Origin of the sequence: Nocardia ninae NBRC 108245 (assembly GCF_007990755.1) — a bacterium.
GTDB classification, from domain to species: domain Bacteria; phylum Actinomycetota; class Actinomycetes; order Mycobacteriales; family Mycobacteriaceae; genus Nocardia; species Nocardia ninae.
On record NZ_BJXA01000007.1, the window covers coordinates 32,762 to 52,817 of the forward strand.

19 protein-coding genes are annotated in these 20,056 nt (G+C 68.0%); 10 read left to right on the plus strand and 9 right to left on the minus strand.

Annotated elements, in window-relative coordinates:
• Position 1: 1 nt before the first annotated feature.
• Both NN4_RS07675 and NN4_RS07680 read right to left on the minus strand, forming a co-directional pair.
• Positions 2 to 679 (minus strand): response regulator transcription factor, encoded by a 678-nt coding sequence (locus NN4_RS07675; RefSeq protein ID WP_135235006.1) that lies wholly within the window; start codon positions 677 to 679, stop codon positions 2 to 4.
• Between the two features lie 9 nt (positions 680 to 688).
• Positions 689 to 1,234, minus strand: coding sequence for a PH domain-containing protein (locus NN4_RS07680; protein ID WP_147129266.1), 546 nt, complete (start codon positions 1,232 to 1,234; stop codon positions 689 to 691).
• A 219-nt stretch (positions 1,235 to 1,453) separates the two neighbouring features.
• Here NN4_RS07680 and NN4_RS07685 point away from each other — a divergent pair, with 219 nt between their 5' ends.
• Positions 1,454 to 2,407: an acyl-ACP desaturase gene (locus NN4_RS07685; RefSeq protein ID WP_135235004.1), complete on the plus strand. Its 954-nt coding sequence runs from the start codon at positions 1,454 to 1,456 to the stop codon at positions 2,405 to 2,407.
• Positions 2,408 to 2,498: 91 nt separating this feature from the next.
• Here the strand turns inward: NN4_RS07685 and NN4_RS07690 are convergent, their stop codons facing one another.
• Positions 2,499 to 3,299, minus strand: a complete 801-nt coding sequence (locus tag NN4_RS07690) for a biotin--[acetyl-CoA-carboxylase] ligase (RefSeq protein WP_246180764.1) — start codon at positions 3,297 to 3,299, stop codon at positions 2,499 to 2,501.
• 51 nt (positions 3,300 to 3,350) lie between these two features.
• Entirely contained in the window at positions 3,351 to 3,536 is a 186-nt protein-coding gene (locus NN4_RS07695; protein ID WP_147129267.1) for a hypothetical protein, read from the minus strand.
• 208 nt (positions 3,537 to 3,744) lie between these two features.
• On the opposite strand from NN4_RS07695, the gene NN4_RS07700 reads away from it, so the two are divergent.
• From NN4_RS07700 to NN4_RS07710, 3 genes are all read left to right on the plus strand, one after another.
• On the plus strand, positions 3,745 to 5,385 hold the full coding sequence (locus NN4_RS07700; RefSeq protein WP_147129268.1) for an acyl-CoA carboxylase subunit beta: 1,641 nt from the start codon (positions 3,745 to 3,747) through the stop codon (positions 5,383 to 5,385).
• A 161-nt stretch (positions 5,386 to 5,546) separates the two neighbouring features.
• Positions 5,547 to 5,885: an acyl-CoA carboxylase subunit epsilon gene (locus NN4_RS07705; RefSeq protein ID WP_147129269.1), complete on the plus strand. Its 339-nt coding sequence runs from the start codon at positions 5,547 to 5,549 to the stop codon at positions 5,883 to 5,885.
• Positions 5,882 to 6,514, plus strand: coding sequence for a Maf family protein (locus NN4_RS07710; RefSeq protein ID WP_147129270.1), 633 nt, complete (start codon positions 5,882 to 5,884; stop codon positions 6,512 to 6,514). The genes NN4_RS07705 and NN4_RS07710 overlap by 4 nt, the downstream gene beginning before the upstream one ends.
• Here the strand turns inward: NN4_RS07710 and NN4_RS07715 are convergent.
• On the minus strand, positions 6,440 to 7,300 hold the full coding sequence (locus NN4_RS07715; protein ID WP_107654372.1) for a helix-turn-helix transcriptional regulator: 861 nt from the start codon (positions 7,298 to 7,300) through the stop codon (positions 6,440 to 6,442). The two genes, NN4_RS07710 and NN4_RS07715, sit on opposite strands and share 75 nt — an antisense overlap.
• A 166-nt stretch (positions 7,301 to 7,466) precedes the next feature.
• On the opposite strand from NN4_RS07715, the gene NN4_RS07720 reads away from it, so the two are divergent.
• The 3 genes from NN4_RS07720 to NN4_RS07730 all read left to right on the plus strand — a co-directional run bounded on the left by NN4_RS07720 (position 7,467) and on the right by NN4_RS07730 (position 11,465).
• Positions 7,467 to 8,432, plus strand: a complete 966-nt coding sequence (locus NN4_RS07720) for a sulfurtransferase (RefSeq protein WP_147129271.1) — start codon at positions 7,467 to 7,469, stop codon at positions 8,430 to 8,432.
• A 160-nt stretch (positions 8,433 to 8,592) separates the two neighbouring features.
• Positions 8,593 to 10,398: an acetyl/propionyl/methylcrotonyl-CoA carboxylase subunit alpha gene (locus tag NN4_RS07725; protein ID WP_147129272.1), complete on the plus strand. Its 1,806-nt coding sequence runs from the start codon at positions 8,593 to 8,595 to the stop codon at positions 10,396 to 10,398.
• 128 nt (positions 10,399 to 10,526) lie between these two features.
• Positions 10,527 to 11,465, plus strand: coding sequence for a patatin-like phospholipase family protein (locus NN4_RS07730; RefSeq protein ID WP_246180765.1), 939 nt, complete (start codon positions 10,527 to 10,529; stop codon positions 11,463 to 11,465).
• A 269-nt stretch (positions 11,466 to 11,734) separates the two neighbouring features.
• On the opposite strand, the gene NN4_RS07735 is transcribed toward NN4_RS07730, so the two are convergent.
• Together NN4_RS07735 and NN4_RS07740 are read right to left on the minus strand one after the other, a co-directional pair.
• Positions 11,735 to 13,756, minus strand: coding sequence for a serine/threonine-protein kinase (locus NN4_RS07735; RefSeq protein WP_147129274.1), 2,022 nt, complete (start codon positions 13,754 to 13,756; stop codon positions 11,735 to 11,737).
• Between the two features lie 284 nt (positions 13,757 to 14,040).
• Entirely contained in the window at positions 14,041 to 15,684 is a 1,644-nt protein-coding gene (locus tag NN4_RS07740) for a serine/threonine-protein kinase (RefSeq protein ID WP_147129275.1), read from the minus strand.
• Positions 15,685 to 15,714: 30 nt separating this feature from the next.
• On the opposite strand from NN4_RS07740, the gene NN4_RS07745 reads away from it, so the two are divergent.
• On the plus strand, positions 15,715 to 16,134 hold the full coding sequence (locus NN4_RS07745) for a DUF1707 SHOCT-like domain-containing protein (RefSeq protein ID WP_147129276.1): 420 nt from the start codon (positions 15,715 to 15,717) through the stop codon (positions 16,132 to 16,134).
• A complete protein-coding gene (locus NN4_RS07750) occupies positions 16,134 to 16,478 on the plus strand; it encodes a hypothetical protein (protein WP_147129277.1) in 345 nt (114 codons plus the stop codon). Before NN4_RS07745 ends, NN4_RS07750 begins: the two co-directional genes overlap by 1 nt.
• Positions 16,479 to 16,560: 82 nt before the next feature.
• Here NN4_RS07750 and lat read toward each other — a convergent pair whose 3' ends face one another.
• Together lat and NN4_RS07760 are read right to left on the minus strand one after the other, a co-directional pair.
• On the minus strand, positions 16,561 to 17,895 hold the full coding sequence (gene lat, locus NN4_RS07755) for an L-lysine 6-transaminase (protein WP_147129278.1): 1,335 nt from the start codon (positions 17,893 to 17,895) through the stop codon (positions 16,561 to 16,563).
• A gap of 63 nt (positions 17,896 to 17,958) precedes the next feature.
• A complete protein-coding gene (locus NN4_RS07760) occupies positions 17,959 to 18,411 on the minus strand; it encodes an Lrp/AsnC family transcriptional regulator (protein ID WP_040732134.1) in 453 nt (150 codons plus the stop codon).
• Positions 18,412 to 18,523: 112 nt separating this feature from the next.
• Between NN4_RS07760 and amaB the strand changes: the two genes are divergently transcribed.
• Complete coding sequence (amaB, locus tag NN4_RS07765) at positions 18,524 to 20,053, plus strand: L-piperidine-6-carboxylate dehydrogenase (protein WP_147129279.1); 1,530 nt, start codon at positions 18,524 to 18,526, stop codon at positions 20,051 to 20,053.
• Positions 20,054 to 20,056: the final 3 nt, after the last annotated feature.

Consider the following 20,056-nt stretch of genomic DNA (forward strand, 5'->3'; position numbering starts at 1 on the left):
GTCAGTCGGTATTCAGCCGGAACCCGACACCGCGCACCGTGACGATGCGCCGCTCGGCCATCGGCCCCTCGTCGCCGATCTTGCGGCGCAGCCAGGACATGTGCATATCCAGCGTCTTGGAGCCGCGCAGCTCGGCGTCGCCCCAGACCTCGCGCAGGATCGTCTCGCGCGGCACCACCTGGCCCGCCCGGTCGATCAGCACCTTCAGCAACTCGTATTCCTTGTTCGCCAGGCCGATCTCGATGCCGTTCACCAGCACCCGGCGCGCGGCGGGCTCCAACCGGATGCCACCGACCTCCACCGTGTCGTCGCCGATGCCGCTGCGCCGCAACAACGCCCGCACCCGGGCGAGCAGCTCGGCGAGCCGGAACGGCTTGCCGACGTAATCGTCGGCGCCCGCGTCCAACCCGACCACGAAATCGACCTCATCGGTGCGCGCGGTGAGCATGAGCACCGCCAGGTCGGCGCCGCGGGCCCGCACCTGGCGGCAGACCTCGAGCCCGTCCATGCCGGGCAGGCCGAGGTCGAGGATGAGCAGATCGTGATGGCCCTCCAGGGCCCGCTCCAGCACGGCGGGGCCGAAGCGCTCGACGGTGACCGAGTACCCCTCGCGCCCCAGTGCGCGCGACAACGGCGCGGCGATCGCCTCGTCGTCTTCTGCTAGCAGTACGGCCGTCATTTGACCAGGTTAACGGTAGTCGCCGCGCTCGTCCCAGCGCGCGCCGCGCCCGTTGTCGCTCTGTTCGACATCGAAGACCTGGTGGTACAGCAGCGCGTGCACCTTCTGCACCGCCGGGATGTCGTCGAACTCGAGCGGTTCGGAGGAGGACGACTCGATGATCAGCGTGCCGGTGCCGAGCATCCGGTCGAACAGCCCGTGCCGGAACTGCACGCTCGAGATGCGGCTCATCGGAATGTCGATGCCGGTGTGCGTGAGCACGCCCTGGCGCACCAGCACCCGCCGTTCGGTGATGATGAAATGCGTCGTCTTCCAACTGAGAACCGGTACGACACAACGCCATACGATGATGATCAGCCAGATGACGAGCACCGCGATCAGCAGCGCCGTCCGCGCGGTCCCCTCGGCTTTACGCGAGGCGATCCCCCCGGCGAAACCGGCGAGCGCGGTGGCGACGATCAAAGTCACGATCGGCCAGAACAGCATCTTCCAATGCGGATGACGATGCAGGATCAGCTGCTCTTCCGGCGCGAGTACGTCCTCCGGATACCCCATGGCCGGAACACTACCGCGTGAAGATGCCGAAATGCCTGACACCGGACCGGGTCGTGCTGCACAATCGTCTGCCTGCGTGTGTCGCACCCGCGCGGCCGCGAGCGTTCGCTCGCGTCAATGCTCTCAGCTGTGGAGTTCTCCGCTCGATCTGGCTCGTAGCTCTGTCCGTAACCAGCTCTGCTCGAACAACGTCGACGAACAACGACCTCGGAGGCATGTGTGACCAAGGACCTGACTCAGCTGGAGATCCTGACGGAACTCCAGCCGGTGGCCGAACAGAATCTGAATCGGCACCTTTCGCTGGCGCGGGAATGGCACCCGCACGACTACATCCCGTGGGACGAGGGCCGTAACTTCGCCGCGCTGGGTGGGCAGGACTGGGCACCGGAGCAGTCGAAGCTGAGCGAGGTCGCCAAGGTCGCGATGATCACCAACCTGCTCACCGAGGACAACCTGCCCTCCTATCACCGCGAGATCGCCGAGAACTTCTCCCAGGACGGCGCGTGGGGCACCTGGGTGGGCCGCTGGACCGCCGAGGAGAACCGGCACGGCATCGCCATCCGCGACTACCTGGTGGTCACCCGCGGCGTCGATCCGGTGGCCCTGGAGCAGGCCAGGATGATCCACATGACCAATGGCGTTTCGGCGCCGGACAACTGGGGCGGATTCCTGGAGAGCGTTACCTACGTGACGTTCCAGGAGCTGGCCACCCGGGTCAGTCACCGCAACACCGGCAAGGTCTGTGACGACCCGATCGCCGATCGCATGCTGCAGCGCATCGCGGCCGACGAGAACCTGCACATGATCTTCTACCGCAACATGTGCGGCGCGGGCATCGACCTGGCGCCCGATCAGGCGATGATGGCGATCACGAAGATCCTGACCCACTTCATCATGCCCGGCGCGGGGATGCCCAACTTCCGCCGCAACGGCGTGCTGATGGCCAAGCACGGCATCTACGACCTGCGCCAGCATCTCGAGGACGTGGTGGCGCCGGTGCTCAAGCACTGGAACATCTTCGAACGCAACGACTTCGGGCCGCGCGGCGAGCAGGCGCGCGAGGAACTCGGGGTGTTCATCGAGAAGCTGGAGCAGGACGTGCTGAAGTTCGAGGAGCAGCGCGACCGCATGTTCGCCAGGGAAGCGGCGAAGGCCGCGTTGCAGCCTGCCTGACCACTCGAACAGCCGCACAGCTTCCGGCTTTCCGCACCGCGATACGCATGCGGGAGGCCAGAACTTGTGCGGCTGTTCGGTTTTCGATGCGTCAGTAGCCGGCGCGCAGGTGGGTGACGTCGCCCGCGGAGACCGGCTGGTCGCCGATCAACAGTCGGCCCGCGTCGTCGATGTCGGTGGCGATGCCGGTCAATGTCTGGCCACCGGGAAGTTCGGCGCGCACCTCGGCACCCAGCGTCGCGCATCGCTCGCGGTAGGCGGCGGCGAGGTCGGCCGTCTGCCAACCGGCGTCGTGCCACGCGGTGAAGCGGCGGGCGAATTCGGTCAGCATCGACTGCACGATCAGCGTCCGGTCGGTCACCTCGGCCCCGGCAACGGTGAGCGAAATGGCATGCGGCACCGGCAGTTCGGCCTCGGTGAGGCTGACGTTCAGCCCCACGCCGACGACCACCGCCGGTACCTCGTTGCCCGACGCGACCTCAGCCAGGATGCCCGCCACTTTGCGGCCATCGATCAGCACATCGTTGGGCCACTTGAGGTTCGCGGCGACACCGGCCGTCGCGCGCAGTGCGTCCACCACGGCGACGCCGGTGAGCAACGGCAGCCAGCCGAGCACCGCGGGCTCGATGCCGGGCAGCCGCACCAGCAGCGACATCGAGATCTGGGCTCGCGGTGGGCTGACCCACGTGCGTGCGTGTCGGCCACGCCCTTGCTCCTGCGCCTCTGCAAGGAGTACCGCGCGATCGGCGTCCGGTTCGCCTGCTCGCGCGATCAGGTCCGCGTTGGTGGACCCGGTCGACTCCACCACCTCGATGTGGCGGAAGAACGACAGCTCGGGCGATTCGATGAGACTGCGTCGCAACTGCTCTGCAGCCAAAGGGGACCTGGTCACAGGGGCAGGCTACTTGGTGCGGGGTAGTCCGCCCGACGAGGTCGTATGCGACTAACCGACGAGCAGGTAGTCGATACTCGGTGCGCGGGCCGCACCGTCGACGCCCTCTGCATCGCTGGGCGCCGTCTCGGTCCGGAAATCCGGGTCGACTACCGTCGGCTCGGTCTCGAACTCGTGCCAGCTCGTCCATGACGCCGCGGCCGCGTGTTCCGCGACGGTCTTGCTCCATTCCCACATATCTGGGCTCCTCCCCCTGAGCACGAAAACTGGACTCCTCCAGGCTAACTGGACACCCATGGCGGCCGATACCGATTTTCTACCGGCGCAAACGCGCCAAAACACCTGGAATCGCGCTACCACATGGCGATCTAGCTGCGCTTTTTTACCCACCGGTAGCCCCTACTGGGTTAGTGGGAAGCACTGCTACTGGTTACACTCCGGAGCCATGACGAGTGTCCAGCAGCAGTCCGCGCAAGATCCGGCGGGCGCCCCCGACATCCACACCACCGCCGGGAAGCTGGCTGACCTGCGGAATCGGCTGGAAGAGGCGCAGCACCCGATGGGTGAGGCCGCGGTCGACAAGGTGCACGCCAAGGGCAAGATGACTGCCCGCGAGCGGATCCTGGCCCTGCTGGACGAGGGTTCCTTCGTCGAACTCGACGCACTCGCGCGGCACCGCAGCGTGAACTTCGGTCTGGACCAGAACCGGCCGCTCGGCGACGGCGTGGTGACCGGCTACGGCACCATCGACGGCCGCGATATCTGCATCTTCAGCCAGGACGTCACCGTGTTCGGCGGCAGCCTCGGCGAGGTCTACGGCGAGAAGATCGTCAAGGTGATGGATCTCGCGCTCAAGACCGGCCGTCCGCTGGTCGGCATCAACGAGGGCGCGGGCGCGCGCATCCAGGAGGGTGTCGTCTCGCTCGGCCTCTACGGCGAGATCTTCCACCGCAACATCCAGGCCTCCGGCGTGATCCCGCAGATCTCGCTGATCATGGGTCCGGCCGCGGGCGGGCACGTGTACTCCCCCGCGCTCACCGACTTCGTGGTGATGGTCGACGGGACCAGCCAGATGTTCGTCACCGGCCCCGACGTCATCAAGACGGTCACCGGCGAGGACGTCACCATGGAGGACCTCGGCGGCGCGCACACGCACATGGTGAAATCCGGTGTCGCGCACTACGTCGCGTCCGGTGAACAGGACGCGCTCGACTACGTCAAGGACCTGCTGTCCTACCTGCCGAGCAACAACCGCGCCGAGGCGCCGCGCTTCCCGGCCACCGACCCGATCGAAGGCGCGATCGAGGACTCGCTCACCGACGAGGACCGCGAGCTGGACTCGATCATCCCGGACTCGCCGAACCAGCCCTACGACATGCACGAGGTGATCCGTCGCCTGCTCGACGACGACGAGTTCCTCGAGGTGCAGGCCGAGCGCGCGATGAACATCATCGTCGGCTTCGGCCGGATCGACGGCCGCAGCGTCGGCATCGTGGCCAACCAGCCCACCCAGTTCGCCGGCTGCCTCGACATCGACGCCTCGGAGAAGGCCGCGCGGTTCGTGCGCACCTGCGACGCGTTCAACATTCCGATCCTCACCCTGGTCGACGTGCCCGGCTTCCTGCCCGGCACTGGCCAGGAGTACAACGGCATCATCCGGCGCGGCGCGAAGCTGCTCTACGCCTACGGCGAGGCGACTGTGGGAAAGATCACGGTCATCACCCGCAAGGCCTACGGCGGCGCCTACGACGTGATGGGTTCCAAGCACATGGGTGCCGATGTGAACCTGGCTTGGCCGACCGCGCAGATCGCCGTGATGGGTGCCTCGGGCGCCGTCGGTTTCGTCTACCGCAAGCAGCTGCAAGAGGCCGCGACCGGCGGCGAAGACGTCGATGCGCTGCGGCTGCAGCTGCAGAACGAGTACGAGGACACCTTGGTGAACCCGTACGTCGCGGCCGAGCGCGGTTACGTGGACGCGGTCATCCCGCCCTCGCACACCCGCGGCCAGATCGTCTCGGCGCTGCGGTTGCTGGAGCGCAAGATGGTAACTCTGCCCCCGAAGAAGCACGGCAACATTCCGCTGTGATTCAGACCGCAACACCCGGTTGGGGTACAGCGATACCCTCGGTATGCCGCGCACACTGGTTACAGAGAAGCAATGAGTGGATCCGAGGGTGATCGCATCACCCGTCCGCTGGTTTCACATCAGGGAACACGCCTGATCAGGCAAAGAGAGGATCTGGCACTGTGACGACCGTGGCAGAAGAAGATGTTTTGACCGCCGCCGAACTGGACCTGACCGTCGGCTCGCTCGACGACGAGGTCGAGGCGGCGCACAACGTCGACGGGTCAGCGGCGACCGAGTCCGCGGCCGAGGCGGCCAAGCCGTTCTTCACCGTCGTGAAGGGCAACCCGAGCGACGAGGAGATCGCGGCGCTGGTCTGCGTGCTGACCGCGGCCGCGAACGACAGCGCGGCCGGTCCGTCCGGCCCGCCGGACATGTGGGGCCGCCCCACCTTCATGCACCGGGGCACCTCCCCGTTCTCCCCCTACGCCTTCCCACAGCTGTCGCACCTGCGCGGGTGAAGTTCGTCCTCGCCTCCGCATCCCCGGCCCGCCGGGAGGTGCTGCGCTCGGCGGGCATCGACCCGATCGTCCGGGTGTCCGACGTGGACGAGGACGCGATCGCGGCCGCGCTGCCCGAGGGCACCGCACCCGACGTTGTCGTCGTCGAACTGGCCAGGGCGAAAGCCGCGGCGGTCGCCGCCACAATTCCCGAACTCGCCGCCGATTGTGTTGTCGTCGGCTGTGATTCGATGCTGCTGGTGGACGGCGAGCTACAGGGCAAGCCGCACACCGCCGAGGTGGCCAGGGCCCGCTGGGGCGAAATGGCCGGGCGCAGCGCCGATCTGGTGACCGGGCACTGCGTCCTTCGCCTCCAAGACGGCCGCATCATCGCCGAAGCGATCGACTGCAGTTCCACCACAGTGCATTTCGCCAAACCGGAGCCCGACGAGCTGGACGCCTACATCGCCACCGGCGAACCGCTGCAGGTGGCGGGCGCGTTCACCCTCGACGGGCTCGGCGGCTGGTTCGTCGACCGCATCGACGGCGATCCGTCGAGCGTGATCGGGATCGGGCTACCACTGCTGCGCCGACTGCTTGGCGACGTTGGGGTCGCCGTTACGCAGTTGTGGGGCCACCCGGCCGGCTGACGGCGGCGCGATCAGCGGCTCCGAGCCGCCGGTGTCCCCTACCGCGGGCACCGTGGCGACCTCGCGGTTGTCCGGCTCGCGCCGCAGCTCCGTTTCCCGGCGCAGTTCGGTGTCGCGACGCAGTTCCGTCTCCCGGCGCGTGTCCTGCTCGCGCCGCGCCAGCATCTCCAGCCGGACCACACACAGTTCCGGCTCGACGAACGGGTGCAGGCGCACATTCACGTCGCCGCGCGCGCCGTTGCGGTCCAAGACCTCTTTGATCAGACCCAGGTGCACACCGCACACCACCTCGGAGTGGGTGCGCGCGAGCTCCCGCAGCGGGCAGGCGGTCAACCGGATCAGCGCCTGCTCGGCGGTCTCGTTCGGATCGCGTTCCGGCGCGAAGCCCAGCTCCGAAAGCAGCGTCATGGTGACGTCTTTGGCGTCCTCCAGCGACTCGACCCGATGGTCACCGGCGTCCAGTTTCGCGCCCCAGGCCCGGCCTGCCGCGATGGCCGCCTCGGACCGCCGACGCGGATCGGGGCCGAGTTGATCGGCGAGCACCTGCGCGAGTTCCTGATAACCGACCGATCGCTGCACCGCGCTGTAACCGATGCGCGGACGTCCGCGACCGCGGGGCGGTTGCTGAAATTGCCGCACCAGGGATTCCCGGGTGAGCACGTCCAGATGAAACCGAACCGTGGTGACGTGTTGTCCGGTGATTCTGGCCAGTTCCTGGGCGTCGAGAGGCTCGCTGGCGCCACGTAGGATCGCGAGCAGTCGCCGCCGCGGCCAAGAATCGGACATAGCTCACCCCTCCTCCCGGGAGACTTTATCGGATGCAGGTGCGATTTATTCGCTCATTCAGCCGATTTGTGATCTGAAACGAGAGTCACTAACGCCTCACACATACCATCGCTGTGAGACCCGAACCGTAGAAACTACCGTCTACCACGCGTGAAGGACCCACATCGTGCCCGCTGCTCCGGACCCACATCCCTCATTCGGTTCTTACGCACATCCTCACCGACTAGTAACCACAGAGTGGCTGTCGGCAAACATCGGCACGTCGGGACTCAAGATCGTCGAGTCCAACGAGGACATATTGCTCTATGACATCGGGCATGTTCCCGGCGCGATCAAGATCGATTGGCGGGGCGATCTGAACGATCCGGTCACTCGTGACTACATCGACGGTGCCCGATTCACCGAGTTGATGCGCGCCAAGGGAATCGAGCGAGACGATACCGTGGTCATCTACGGGGACCGGGGCAACGCGCAGGCGGCGCACACATTGTGGGTTTTCACTTTGTTCGGACACCAGGATGTGCGGTTGCTGGACGGCGGTCGCGGCGCCTGGATTTCCGAGGAACGCGACACCACCTTCGACACCCCGCACCTCACCCCCAGCGACTATCCGGCCGTCACCCGCGACGACAGCACCGTGCGGGCGTTCCGCGAGGACGTCCTCGCCCACCTCGGCAAGCCGCTGATCGACGTGCGTTCGCCCGAGGAATACTCCGGCGAGCTCATCCACCCGTCGCCCGACCACCGCCCCCCATCGAATCGCTACGCAATGCTGGCCCTCGAGCCGATCAACCCCGAGGACACGGCGTTGCGCGGCGGGCACATCCCCACCGCCGCGAACATTCCGTGGACCGAGGCGTTCCACAACGACGGCCGCTTCCGCCCCCGCGCCGAGTTGGACGCGATCTACGGCACGCTGGGCGCCGCGGACGATCTGATCGTCTACAGCCGTGTCGGCGAACGTTCCAGCCACACCTGGTTCGTGCTGACCTATCTGCTCGGGTTCGACACCGTCCGTAATTACGACGGCTCGTGGACCGAGTGGGGCAACTCGGTGCGCATGCCGATCGCCAAGGGGACTGAACCCGGTGCGGCACCGGCCGGTACCGGCCGCCGTGGCCGCGGCAGGTAGCGCACGCACGCCTTTCCGCATGACAGGCCGAGTGTGATCCACGACCTACTGATCAGTAGGACTGGCCGAGTGCGCCGTCTGTTGGCAGACTGCCTACACTCGCCCGAGACGTAGTTTCGTCGACCACGGGGCGACCAAAAGATTGCACACAGGAGGCTCAGTGCCCAGCCATGCCAGCGCACGGATCACGAAGGTACTCGTAGCTAACCGAGGCGAGATCGCCGTGCGCGTTATCCGGGCTGCCAAGGACGCGGGCCTCGGCAGCGTCGCGGTATACGCGGAGCCCGATGCCGATGCCCCCTTCGTGAAGCTCGCCGACGAGGCGTTCGCCCTCGGCGGCCAGACCTCGGCCGAGTCGTACCTTGTCTTCGACAAGATCCTCGATGCCGCGTCGCGCTCCGGCGCCGACGCCATCCACCCCGGCTACGGATTCCTCTCCGAGAACGCCGACTTCGCCCAGGCCGTCATCGACGCGGGGCTGATCTGGATCGGCCCCTCGCCGCAGTCCATCCGCGACCTCGGCGACAAGGTCACCGCCCGGCACATCGCCGAGCGCGCCAAGGCCCCGATGGCCGCGGGCACCAAGGACCCGGTGAAGAACGCCGACGAGGTCGTCGCCTTCGCCAAGGAATACGGCGTGCCGGTCGCGATCAAGGCCGCCTTCGGTGGCGGTGGCCGCGGCATGAAGGTCGCGCACACCATCGAGGAGATCCCCGAGCTGTTCGACTCGGCCACCCGCGAGGCGGTCGCCGCGTTCGGTCGCGGTGAGTGCTTCGTCGAGCAGTACCTGGACAAGGCTCGCCACGTCGAGGCGCAGGTCATCGCCGACAAGCACGGCAACGTGGTGGTCGCCGGTACCCGCGACTGCTCGCTGCAGCGCCGTTTCCAGAAGCTCGTCGAGGAGGCGCCCGCGCCGTTCCTGTCCGACGAGGTGCGCGCGAAGATCCACGCCTCCGCGAAGGCGATCTGCCGGGAAGCCGGCTACTACGGCGCGGGCACGGTCGAGTACCTGGTGCAGGGCGAGACGGTGTCGTTCCTCGAGGTGAACACCCGGCTGCAGGTCGAGCACCCGGTCACCGAAGAGACCGCGGGTATCGACCTGGTGCGCCAGCAGTTCCGCATCGCCAACGGCGACGAACTGACCATCACCGAGGACCCGACCCCGCGCGGTCACTCGTTCGAATTCCGGATCAACGGTGAGGACGCCGGTCGCGGCTTCCTGCCCGCGCCCGGCCCGGTCTCGGTGTACCGCGAGCCCAGCGGCCCCGGCGTGCGCGTGGACTCCGGCGTGGTGGAAGGCAGCGTGATCGGCGGGCAGTTCGACTCGATGCTGGCCAAGCTGATCGTCACCGGCGAGAACCGCACTCAGGCGCTCGAGCGGGCCCGGCGCGCGCTGGCCGAGTTCGAGGTCGACGGGCTGGCCACGGTCATCCCGTTCCACCGGGCGATCGTCGAGGACCCCGCGTTCATCGGTGACGGCAGCAAGTTCGACGTCTACACCAAGTGGATCGAGAACGAGTGGACCAACACCGTCGAGCCGTTCACCGGCGGTGCACCGGCCGACGAGGACGACGAGGACCTGCCCCGGCAGAAGGTGGTCGTCGAGGTCGGCGGCCGTCGCGTCGAGGTCTCGCTGCCCGGCCAGTTCAGCCTCGGTGGTGGCGCTGTCGCCGCCGCGGGCAACGGCGCCGGGGTGATCCGCAAGAAGCCCAAGCCGCGCAAGCGGGGCGGCGCGGCCGGCGGTGCCGCCTCCGGTGACGCCGTCACCGCGCCCATGCAGGGCACCGTCGTGAAGGTGGCCGTCGAAGAGGGCCAGTCCGTCGAAGCGGGCGACCTGATCGTGGTGCTCGAGGCCATGAAGATGGAGAACCCGGTCAACGCGCACAAGGCGGGTGTGGTCACCGGCCTGGCCGTCGAGGCGGGCGCCGCGATCACCCAGGGCACGGTGCTCGCCGAAATCAAGTGAGGTCGAGTCGGTTCGGCGCGCGCCGGGCCGATACGACCAGGTAGTGCTCGCGTAAACGCAGGGCGAATACCGCTTCGGGCGGGCGCTGGACCATGACGTCCGCGCCCGCTCTGTCGTATCGTGGTCCGGTGACCAGTACGTCGAGCGTCTCCGCCGTCGCGGAGATTATCCGCGCCCGCCGTGCGGCGGGGAGTCGCGCCGACGGACATCGGCTGGTACTCGTCGTCGAAGGTGGCGGTAGTCGCGGGGTCTACTCGAGCGGGATGGTCTCGGCCATCGAGGAACTCGGACTCGGCACGGTTTTCGACGCCGTCTACGGCACCTCGGCCGGAGCGATCAACGGCGCCTGGCTGCTGGGTGGACGCGCCGTCGCGGGCATGCGTTCCTGGACCGATCCGGCGATCATGCGCCGCGCCATCGACCCGACCCGGCTGCTGCGCGGACGGCCCGCCTTCGACCTGCGATACCTGGTGCATCAGGTCTACGACGGGATCGAGCCGATGGATTTCCCGGCGATCCTGGCCAACCCCACCACCTTTCACCCCATCGCCACCGACATCCGCACCGGACGCGCGGTGGACCTGCACCCGTACATCGTGGACAAGCGCACCCTCATGCGCGCGCTGCGGGCCTCCGCGGGGCTGCCCATCCTCGCCGGACCGCCGGTCCCGCTCGGCGGTTCGCACTACTTCGACGGTGGCCTCACCGAAACCGTCCCCATCCGCACCGCCGTTCGCTGCGGTGCCACGCATGCACTCGTCCTGCGCACCCGTCGCATCGACGAACAACGCCCGCCCGCGTCTCTGCTGCACCGTGTCGTCGGCGGCGGATATCTGCGCGCCACCGCGCCCGGCGCCTACCGCGCCTGGATACAACGCCCGCACCAGCAGGCCATCGAGGACCGCGCCCTCGCCGAACTCGGTGACGCCGTCCTGCAGATCCATCCGCCCCTCGGCTCCCCCGACATCGACAGCGCCGCACGCGACACCACCCTGCTCGCCGAGGCGCTCGCTATCGGCCGCAACGCGGTCCACACCGCGCTGTCCGACAACGCCCGCGTTGCCTGACCTTTCGCGCGCCGCCTGCCCCTTCGCGCGGCGCCGGACCGCCGCCCGCGTCGCCTGACCGGATCCCGCGCCGCCAGACCGATCCACCGATCCCGCGCGCACCTACCGACCGCGCACACCTTGCCGCGCAGCCGTTTCCCGGCCGCATGCCCCGGTTCCTCCACCCGCCACAATGTGATCTCGCGACCATCCCGGCAACAGACAGCGACGAGCATCTGCGGCCTACGAAAGGGTGAAGCTCGTCAAGACCGTCCGGGTCGAGCGACAGGCTAATCCAGCCGGACGGCGACGCCGTTGGAGAGGACGAAGTCGTGTAGCTCGAGGTGGGTCGGGGTCGCTTCGGCGGGTACGTCGAAAACCAGTTGGGTGGTTGCCGATTGGCCCGGTGCCAGTTCGAACGAGTAGCCGTAGCCGTGCTGGGCAGATTGCCACATGGTGGCGGTGGCGTTGTGGTCGAACGGGGTGCCCTGGGTGTCGAACAGGCGCTGCCCGAAGGGCAGGAACCGCTTCGGCTCGGCGGAGATGTTGCGGATCTCGAGCGTGACGATCACGAACGAACCCGACGCCGTCTGTAGTCCCACCCGACGGATATCGGTATCGACATCACGCACCACGAACTCGAACTTGCCGTCCCGCACCGGAGTACCCGCGGCCGCCAGCCCCACCGACTCGGGCTGTTCGGGCGGTGGCGCCGGGTTCTCCTCCGCCATCGCCGTCGGCGGCGGTGCACCCGACCCGCCCGAGTCCCCGACCCGGCCGGCCGACGCCAGCAACGCGACACAGCCCGCCGCCAGCATGAACGGCGTCAGAAAGACGACGACCAACGCGCCGATCACTTTCGACAACACACCGCCACGCTTGCGCCGCGGCCGCCGCACCGGAGCAGCCGACGGCCGTCGGCGAGTACCCGAATATCGCTGCGACTTGGGTGGTTTCGCCGGAGCCGGGAAGACTCGCCGCCCATGCCCGACCGGGTACCGCTGCTGCGGGACCATCGGACGGGACTGCGCCCCGGGACGAACAAGGTCCACTGGACCTGCGGCGCGCTGCTCGGACGAACGCGGCATTACCAGGGCACGCAGACCCCGTGCCGCCGCACCGAGCTGCCGCGCGGCCGAAACCGGCGGCTGTGCCCGAGGATCCGACGCTTGGCCGACGGGTGCAGAGCCCCGCTGCGGCACTCCGGAATACACATTCTGATGGGTGGACACCGGGCCCCGAAGGACAGGGCGCGCCGAATATGGCTGTGGTGGCGCATAACTCGGAGGCAACGTCTCGAGCCGAGTCGCTACCCGAGTAGGCGCGGGGCCCGGAGTAGGGAGCACTTTGGTCGACGCAGGCGAGTTCGGCCGACGGGCAGGTGCGGGGCGCTTGGCGTCGATGGCAGCACGCTCAGCGGCGGCTGACCGAGTGGGCGCGAGGTCCGGCACCGGCAGCACTTTTGTCAACGCAGGCGACTTCGGCGGACGGGGAGCAGACAGCCGGGTGCCGACCGCGGCATGCGCGGCGGCGGCGAAATCGCCTGCGGTGGCATAGCGATCGGCGGGATTCTTGGCCATGCCGCGGCTGATGACAGCATCCAGGGTGGCGGGGACGGCGGCGTTGCGGGATGCGGCGCGGGGTGGGTCGGTCATCAGATGGGCGTGCATCTGCTGGGCGGGATCGGTGTCGCCGTAGGGGCGGCAGCCGGTGAGGCATTCGTAGAGGACGCAGGCCAGCGAGTACACATCGGAACGCGCGTCCGCCTTCCCGGTGAACCGCTCCGGCGCCATGTAGGCCAGGGTGCCGATCGCCAATCCGGTGGTGGTGACCGCGGTCTGGCCGATGCCGTGCGCGATGCCGAAGTCGATGAGATAGGCGAAACCGCTGGTGTGCACGACGATGTTGGACGGCTTGACATCACGGTGTACCAGCCCGGCCCGGTGCGCCACGTCGAGCGCGGCCGCCACCTGGCCGACGATGCCGACGGCTGCGACGGGCGCCAATGCCCCCGCGGCGATCGTGCTGGCCAGATCGCGGCCCTCGACGAACTCCATGTCGATGAACAGCCGGCCGTCGATCTCGCCGAACCGATGGATCCGTGGAATACGCGGATCCCGCAGTTCGGCCACCACCTCGGCCTCGCGCTCGAATCGCCTGCGGTACCCCGCATCCGCGGCAAGCTCGGTCGGCAAGAGCTTCAACGCCACCCAGCGTGCATTCGCATCGTCGTAGGCCAGCCAGACCTGCCCCATCCCGCCTTTGCCGAGCAGACGCTCCAGCCGATATCCCCCGAATCGCACCTCCCCCATCGCGAACCTCCAGTCACCGTCGACTTGTCCAGGCCCGGCCCGCCGGCCTCCGATCAACCCGAGGCTTCGCTGAAAACCACCAGCTCACACCGCGAACACCGCAGAACCCAACCTCCTTCGGAGCCTAACCCCACCCCGCCGACCCGGCCAGTGTGTCTTCAACAACACCCCGGCGTATGTGGCGCAACCAGCAGCCCGCCAATGGCGGCTCGACACGGCCAGCACCGAGGACACGCTCACCTAGTGTCCCGTTCGGCGAACGCGCCCGTCCTTTCGGGCGACCCCTACCGGTCGTTGCCAGGCTTGCCACGCCCGTTGCCGTTGCCGGAGTTTCCACTGGACTCGTCGCCGTGGCCGGGCTTAGCCTTGTCCTGCTTCGGCTTCGGCGTGTCCTGCTTCGGCTGCTCGGCCGCCGGTATCGCGGGCATCCAGTTCGCGGCGCGGTCGGCGGTGCCGACGCAGTGCAGGAGCGTGCCGTCCTTGGCGAGCCCACGCACATCGATGGTGGGATCGCACGGCTGCCAAGCGACCGGAATGGTGACGGACGGCGCGGGAGCCGGCGCCGGGGAATTCGATGCGACCGGGGGCAGAGTCTGCGCGGACGCGGCGTGCGGCGTCGCCGTGGACGACGGCCCGGCGGCTGCGGTCGGCACGGATGTCGGTGCGGCTGAGTCTTTTCCGGGCCCACCAGGCCGCCCCAGCCACAGCGCCATCCCCACCGCCACGAGAAGTACCACCAAGGCACCCGCCGCGACGCGCGATCTCGTCGTCTGCCGCGAATCGTCCTCCTGCGAACCGTGTCCCTGCCCGGCCGAACCGGCGCTACGCCCTGACGTGTCTCCACGCAACGATTCAGCAGCCGCCCCTCGCCGCGAAACACCCTCGCCCGAACCAACGCCCGCCCGCATATCGCCGTCGCCTGCTGTACCGCCGAACCGCTTCGGCCACGTAACCCCTTGCGCCGCAGCTCCCGCACCCACCTCCGCTCGAGCTGGGTCACGCTGACTTGAAGCTCGACTCAGCGGCAGTGTCGCAGGCACATCAGCCGCTCGGAACGACTGCGGCAGAGCAGATGTCGTAAACGCCGCAGCGGAGGTCTGCACCGTCGGCACATCGAGCCCGGTGATCGCGGCATACGCGGCCGACGCCAATTCCCCTGCGCTGGCGCACCGTTGCTCCGGCACCTTGGCCATGCCGCGAGCGATGACGGCATCCAATCCGGCGGGCACCGCGTGATTGAAGTCGGCGGCGAGCGGCGGGTCCGTCATCAGGTGCGCCATCAGCGACTGTGCGGCGTCGGCATTGCCGAAAGGCCTTCGTGCGGTGAGACATTCATAGAGCACGCAGGCCAGCGAGTACTGGTCGGAGCGGGCGTCGCCCGCACCGGAGAAGCGTTCCGGCGCCATATAGGCCAGCGTGCCGACCACATTGCTGCTCGTGGTGATCGCCGGCTGGTCGACCCGATACGCCGTACCGAAGTCGATCAGATGCGCGACCCCGGCGGAATCGAGCATGATGTTGGACGGTTTGACGTCGCGATGCACCAGCCCGACCCGGTGCGCGGCGTCCAGGGCCTCCGCGATCTGCACCACGATCCGCACCGCCCGCGCGGGTGCCATCGGCCCTTCGCGCCGGAGCACGGTGGCGAGGTCGGTGCCCTCGATGTACTCCATGTCGAGATAGAGCTGACCGTCGAGCTCGCCGAAGGAGTGAATCGCCGCGAGATGCGGCCCGCGCACCTGGGCCGCCAGCCGCGCCTCCCTGGTGAACCGCTGCCGGTACTTCGGGTCGGCCGCCACCGAGGCAGACAACACCTTCAATGCGACCACACGATCGGCGCTGCTGTCGTGCGCGAGCCACACCTGTCCGGTGCCACCGCTGCCGAGCAATCGATCGAGGCGATAGTGGCCGAACCACGTCTCACCCATGGTGTTGAACCTCCCGCTAGCCTTCTCCTCATGGAGGAGCTACCCGAAATCCGTATCGGCACCGCGGAGCGTGAAGACGCTATGCGGCGTTTGTCCGATCATTTCGCAGCCGGGCGGCTCAGCGTCGCGGAATTCGACGAGCGCAGCGCGGTGATAGCGGCCGCCGTCACCCGCGGTGACATCACACCGGTCTTCGCGGATCTGCCGGATCCGCTCGTCAAAGCCGCTGCGGTGCCTGCCGAGTCGAAGTCCGGTTTCCTCGCCGGCTGGCCGGAACGGGCGATGGCGGTCGTCCCGATCCTGGCGGTCATCCTGTTCTTCACCACCGGCAGTTGGCTGTGGTTCCTGGCGATTCCGCTGATGGGGGCCGTGCTGTTCGGCAGCGGGCACGGTGGCCACGGCTGGCACGGTGGCCACGGCCGTGGTCGCGACCGTCGGCGGGAATCCTGATGGAGCCGATCGAAATCAACGCGGGAACTTGGTATCTGCGCGCGCTACGCGCCGACGACCGGATCGACGATCGCCCGGCCCTGGCCGCGGGCGGCATCACCGACCCCGGCTATGTCGCGCTGCGCACCGCCGGATGGGCCGAGGAGTGCCACTTCTCCTGGGCGGTCTGCGAACCGACCACCGCGGAGATGGTCGCCGAGGTCGACGCCAGACCCACCGGCGACGGCACCGCGGAAGTGACCGGCTGGGCGCGCGAAGGATACGAACCGGCTCTCGAAGCCGGATTGACCACCGTCCGCCGATTCGTCGAGGGTGCCCTGGGCCTGCGACCAACCACCGACTGAGCAACTACGGGTACCGACAGCAATGCGCGGGCAGCCGGAAAACCCCAGCTGCCCGCGCATAGTCGCAGTAAGCGGCGTTGCCCTACTCGAAGCCGGCGATCACCCGATCGAGCGCGTCGACCGCGGCATCCAGCTCGGCAACGCTGACGGTCAGCGGCGGCCGGAAGCGGATTCCCCGCTCACCCGTGCCGAGGATCAGCACGTGCTCGCGCTCCCGCAACGCGGTGACCACCTCGTCGCGCAACTGCGCCGAGGCCACCGTCACCGCGCACATCAGCCCACGGCCCCGCGGTTCGGTGATGCTCGGGTGCTGCGCGGCCAAGATCTGCAGTCGATCGAGCAGATGCGCGCCGAGGGCCCGCGACCGTTCGATGAGCGAGTCCTGCTCGAGCACCTCGAGGATGCGCCGGACGCGCACCATGTCGGTGAGGTTGCCACCCCAGGTCGAGTTGATCCGGGAGTTGACCACGAACACGTTGTCGGGCACCTCGTCGACGCGCCCGCCCGCCATCACGCCGCACACCTGGGTCTTCTTGCCGAACGCGATGACGTCGGGCTGCACGCCGAGTTGCTGGTAGGCCCAGGTGGTTCCGGTCATGCCGACGCCGGTCTGCACCTCGTCCAGCACGAACAGCGCGTCGTTCTCGTGACACAGCTGCTGCATCGCCTGCAGGAACTCCGGCCGCAGGTGCCGGTCGCCGCCCTCGCCCTGGATCGGCTCGGCGATGAAACACGCGATGTCGTGCGGGTTTTCGGCGAACGCGCGCCGGGCCTGGTCCAGCGCACGGGCCTCGGCCGCGTCGATGTCGTGGTCCTCGCTCAGGAACGGCGCGTCGATGCGCGGCCAATCGAACTTGGGGAACCTGGCGGTCTTCACCGGGTCGGTGTTGGTGAGCGACATGGTGTAGCCGGTGCGGCCGTGGAAGGCGCCGGTCAGGTGCAGCACCTTGGTGCCCAGTTCCGGTGCGCGGCCGTTGCTTTCGTTGTGCCTGCTCTTCCAGTCGAACGCGATCTTCAGCGCGTTCTCCACGGCGAGCCCGCCACCGTCGATGAAGAACAGATGCGGTAGCCGCGGATCGCCGAGCACCCGCACGAACGTCTCCACGAAGCGGGCCATCTCGACGGTGTAGATGTCGGAGTTGCTCGGCTTGTTGAGCGCGGCGGTCACCAGCTGTTCGCGGAACTCGTCGTCCTCGGCCAGCGCGGGGTGGTTCATCCCCAGTGCGTTGGACGCGAAGAAACCGAACATGTCCAGATAGGAGCTGCCGTCACGTTCGTCGACGAGCTTGCAGCCGCGGGACTGTTGTAGGTCCAGCACCAAGTCGAAGCCATCGGCGAGGATGCTGGCCGACAAGATCTCGTGCACCCGGGCGGCGGGGGTGACCGCCGGGCGGGTGCGTTCCAGTTCGATGGTCACGCCACCGAGGATACGAAAATTTACGGTTTCTGTACAGGAAAGCGGATTAATTACACGTAACAGCTACCTGTCATAGAATGTCTGCAAGATGATGGTGCTTCGGGTCCTGACGTTGGCGGTCGCTCTGATCTCCTGCAGCAGCTGCTCGAGGTGCCGTGGTGAGGCCACCCGCACCAGCAGGACATAGCTCTCGTCACCGGCCACCGAATGGCACGCCTCGATCCCGGGGATGTGCTGCAATACGGCCGGGGCGTCATCGGGCTGCGACGGGTCGAGAGGAGTGATCGCGACGAATGCCGACAACAGCTGGCCGAGTGCCTCCGGGTCGACGTGCGCCGTGTAGCCGCGGATCACCCCGCGCGCTTCCAGCCTGCGCACCCGCGATTGCACGGCGGACACCGACAGGCTCGCCTTCTCGGCCAGATTCGACAGCGTGGCGCGTCCATCGGCCATCAGTTCCCGAATCAGCAGGCGATCGATGTCGTCGAGTGCAGGTCGTGCAGGTGTATCCGCCATCAGCGGAGACTAACCCAGGCGACCCCGCTCGTGGCAGGAACCTCACCCCGATCCTCCCAAGACATGGGACAGATATGCCGCAATGCGGCCGAAAGGTACGGCGGAGCAACAGATGACAGATGTACTCGGCGATCAGACCACTCGGGAACTCGCGGAGCGCGCGGCAGCGGTGCTGCGCGGACTCGGCGTAACGCCCCCGGAATCCGGCGATCTGCCCGCCCGCAGCCCGATCACCGGCGGACAGCTGATGACCCTGCAATCGAGCTCGATGGACGAGGTGGATGCCGCGATCGCGCGGGCGGCCACGGCATTCGGCGCGTGGCGGACCGTGCCCGCGCCGGTCCGCGCCGGGGTGGTGCGCAGGCTGGCCGAGCTGCTGACCACGCACAAGAGCGAACTCGCCGAACTGGTCACGCTGGAGGCGGGCAAGATCGGCGCCGAGGCCGCGGGCGAGGTGCAGGAGATGATCGACGTCTGCGAATTCGCGATCGGTCTGTCGCGCCAGCTCTACGGGCAGACGATGCCCTCGGAGCGGCCCGGCCACCGGTTGATGGAGACGTGGCATCCGCTGGGCGTCGTCGGGGTCATCTCGGCGTTCAACTTCCCGGTGGCCGTGTGGGCGTGGAACACCGCGATCGCGCTGGTCTGCGGTGACACCGTGGTGTGGAAGCCGTCGGAGACGACGCCGCTGACCGCGCTCGCCTGCCACACCCTGCTGCGCCGCGCCGCGACCGACGTCGGTGCGGATCCCGAAGTGCACCAACTGGTTCAGGGTGCGGCGGACGTCGGCGCCCGCTTGGTGGACGACGAGCGGGTGGCGCTGGTCAGCGCGACCGGCTCGGTCCGGATGGGCCGGATCGTGGCGCCGCGGGTGGCCGAGCGGTTCGGCCGCTGCCTGCTGGAACTGGGCGGCAACAACGGCGCGATCGTCACGCCCTCAGCGGATTTGGAGCTCGCGGCGCGCGGCATCGTGTTCGCTGCGGCGGGCACGGCGGGCCAGCGGTGTACCACCCTGCGCCGGCTGATCGCGCACGCCGATGTGGTCGGGCCGCTGGTGGAGCGGATCGAGAGCGCGTATCAGCAACTGCGCGTCGGCAATCCGCTGGAAGACGGGGTGCTGGTCGGTCCGCTGATCGATGGCCGGGCCTACGCGGGCATGCGGGCCGCGCTGGACAAGGCGCTCGCCGACGGCGGCGAATTGATCTGCGGCGGTGAACGAGTCGACGGCTTCGGCGACGACGCGTACTACGTGCGGCCGGCCATCGTGCGGATGCCCGCCCAGACCGCGGTGGTGCGCGAGGAGACCTTCGCGCCGATCCTGTACGTGCTGACCTACCACGACTTCGACAGTGCGATCGCCATGCACAACGAAGTGCCGCAGGGACTCTCGTCGGCCGTCTTCACCAGCGACCAGCGCGAGGCCGAGCGCTTCCTGGCCGCCGACGGCTCCGACTGCGGCATCGCCAACGTCAATATCGGTACGTCCGGGGCCGAGATCGGCGGCGCGTTCGGTGGCGAGAAGCAGACCGGCGGCGGCCGCGAATCCGGTTCGGATTCGTGGAAGGCGTACATGCGCCGGGCCACCAACACCATCAACTACTCCGCCGAACTGCCACTGGCGCAAGGCATCAAGTTCGGCTGATCC

Excerpts from the sequence above, each read along its gene's own strand:
- NN4_RS07760 (WP_040732134.1), bottom strand. The coding sequence starts at position 18,411 with ATGGCGGATACACCTGCACGACCTGCACTCGACGACATCGATCGCCTG.
- amaB (WP_147129279.1), top strand. The coding sequence starts at position 18,524 with ATGACAGATGTACTCGGCGATCAGACCACTCGGGAACTCGCGGAGCGC.
- NN4_RS07715 (WP_107654372.1), bottom strand. The coding sequence starts at position 7,300 with ATGTCCGATTCTTGGCCGCGGCGGCGACTGCTCGCGATCCTACGTGGC.
- NN4_RS07750 (WP_147129277.1), top strand. The coding sequence starts at position 16,134 with ATGGAGCCGATCGAAATCAACGCGGGAACTTGGTATCTGCGCGCGCTA.
- NN4_RS07695 (WP_147129267.1), bottom strand. The coding sequence starts at position 3,536 with ATGTGGGAATGGAGCAAGACCGTCGCGGAACACGCGGCCGCGGCGTCA.
- NN4_RS07740 (WP_147129275.1), bottom strand. The coding sequence starts at position 15,684 with ATGGGTGAGACGTGGTTCGGCCACTATCGCCTCGATCGATTGCTCGGC.
- NN4_RS07700 (WP_147129268.1), top strand. The coding sequence starts at position 3,745 with ATGACGAGTGTCCAGCAGCAGTCCGCGCAAGATCCGGCGGGCGCCCCC.
- NN4_RS07680 (WP_147129266.1), bottom strand. The coding sequence starts at position 1,234 with ATGGGGTATCCGGAGGACGTACTCGCGCCGGAAGAGCAGCTGATCCTG.
- NN4_RS07735 (WP_147129274.1), bottom strand. The coding sequence starts at position 13,756 with ATGGGGGAGGTGCGATTCGGGGGATATCGGCTGGAGCGTCTGCTCGGC.
- NN4_RS07745 (WP_147129276.1), top strand. The coding sequence starts at position 15,715 with ATGGAGGAGCTACCCGAAATCCGTATCGGCACCGCGGAGCGTGAAGAC.
- NN4_RS07675 (WP_135235006.1), bottom strand. The coding sequence starts at position 679 with ATGACGGCCGTACTGCTAGCAGAAGACGACGAGGCGATCGCCGCGCCG.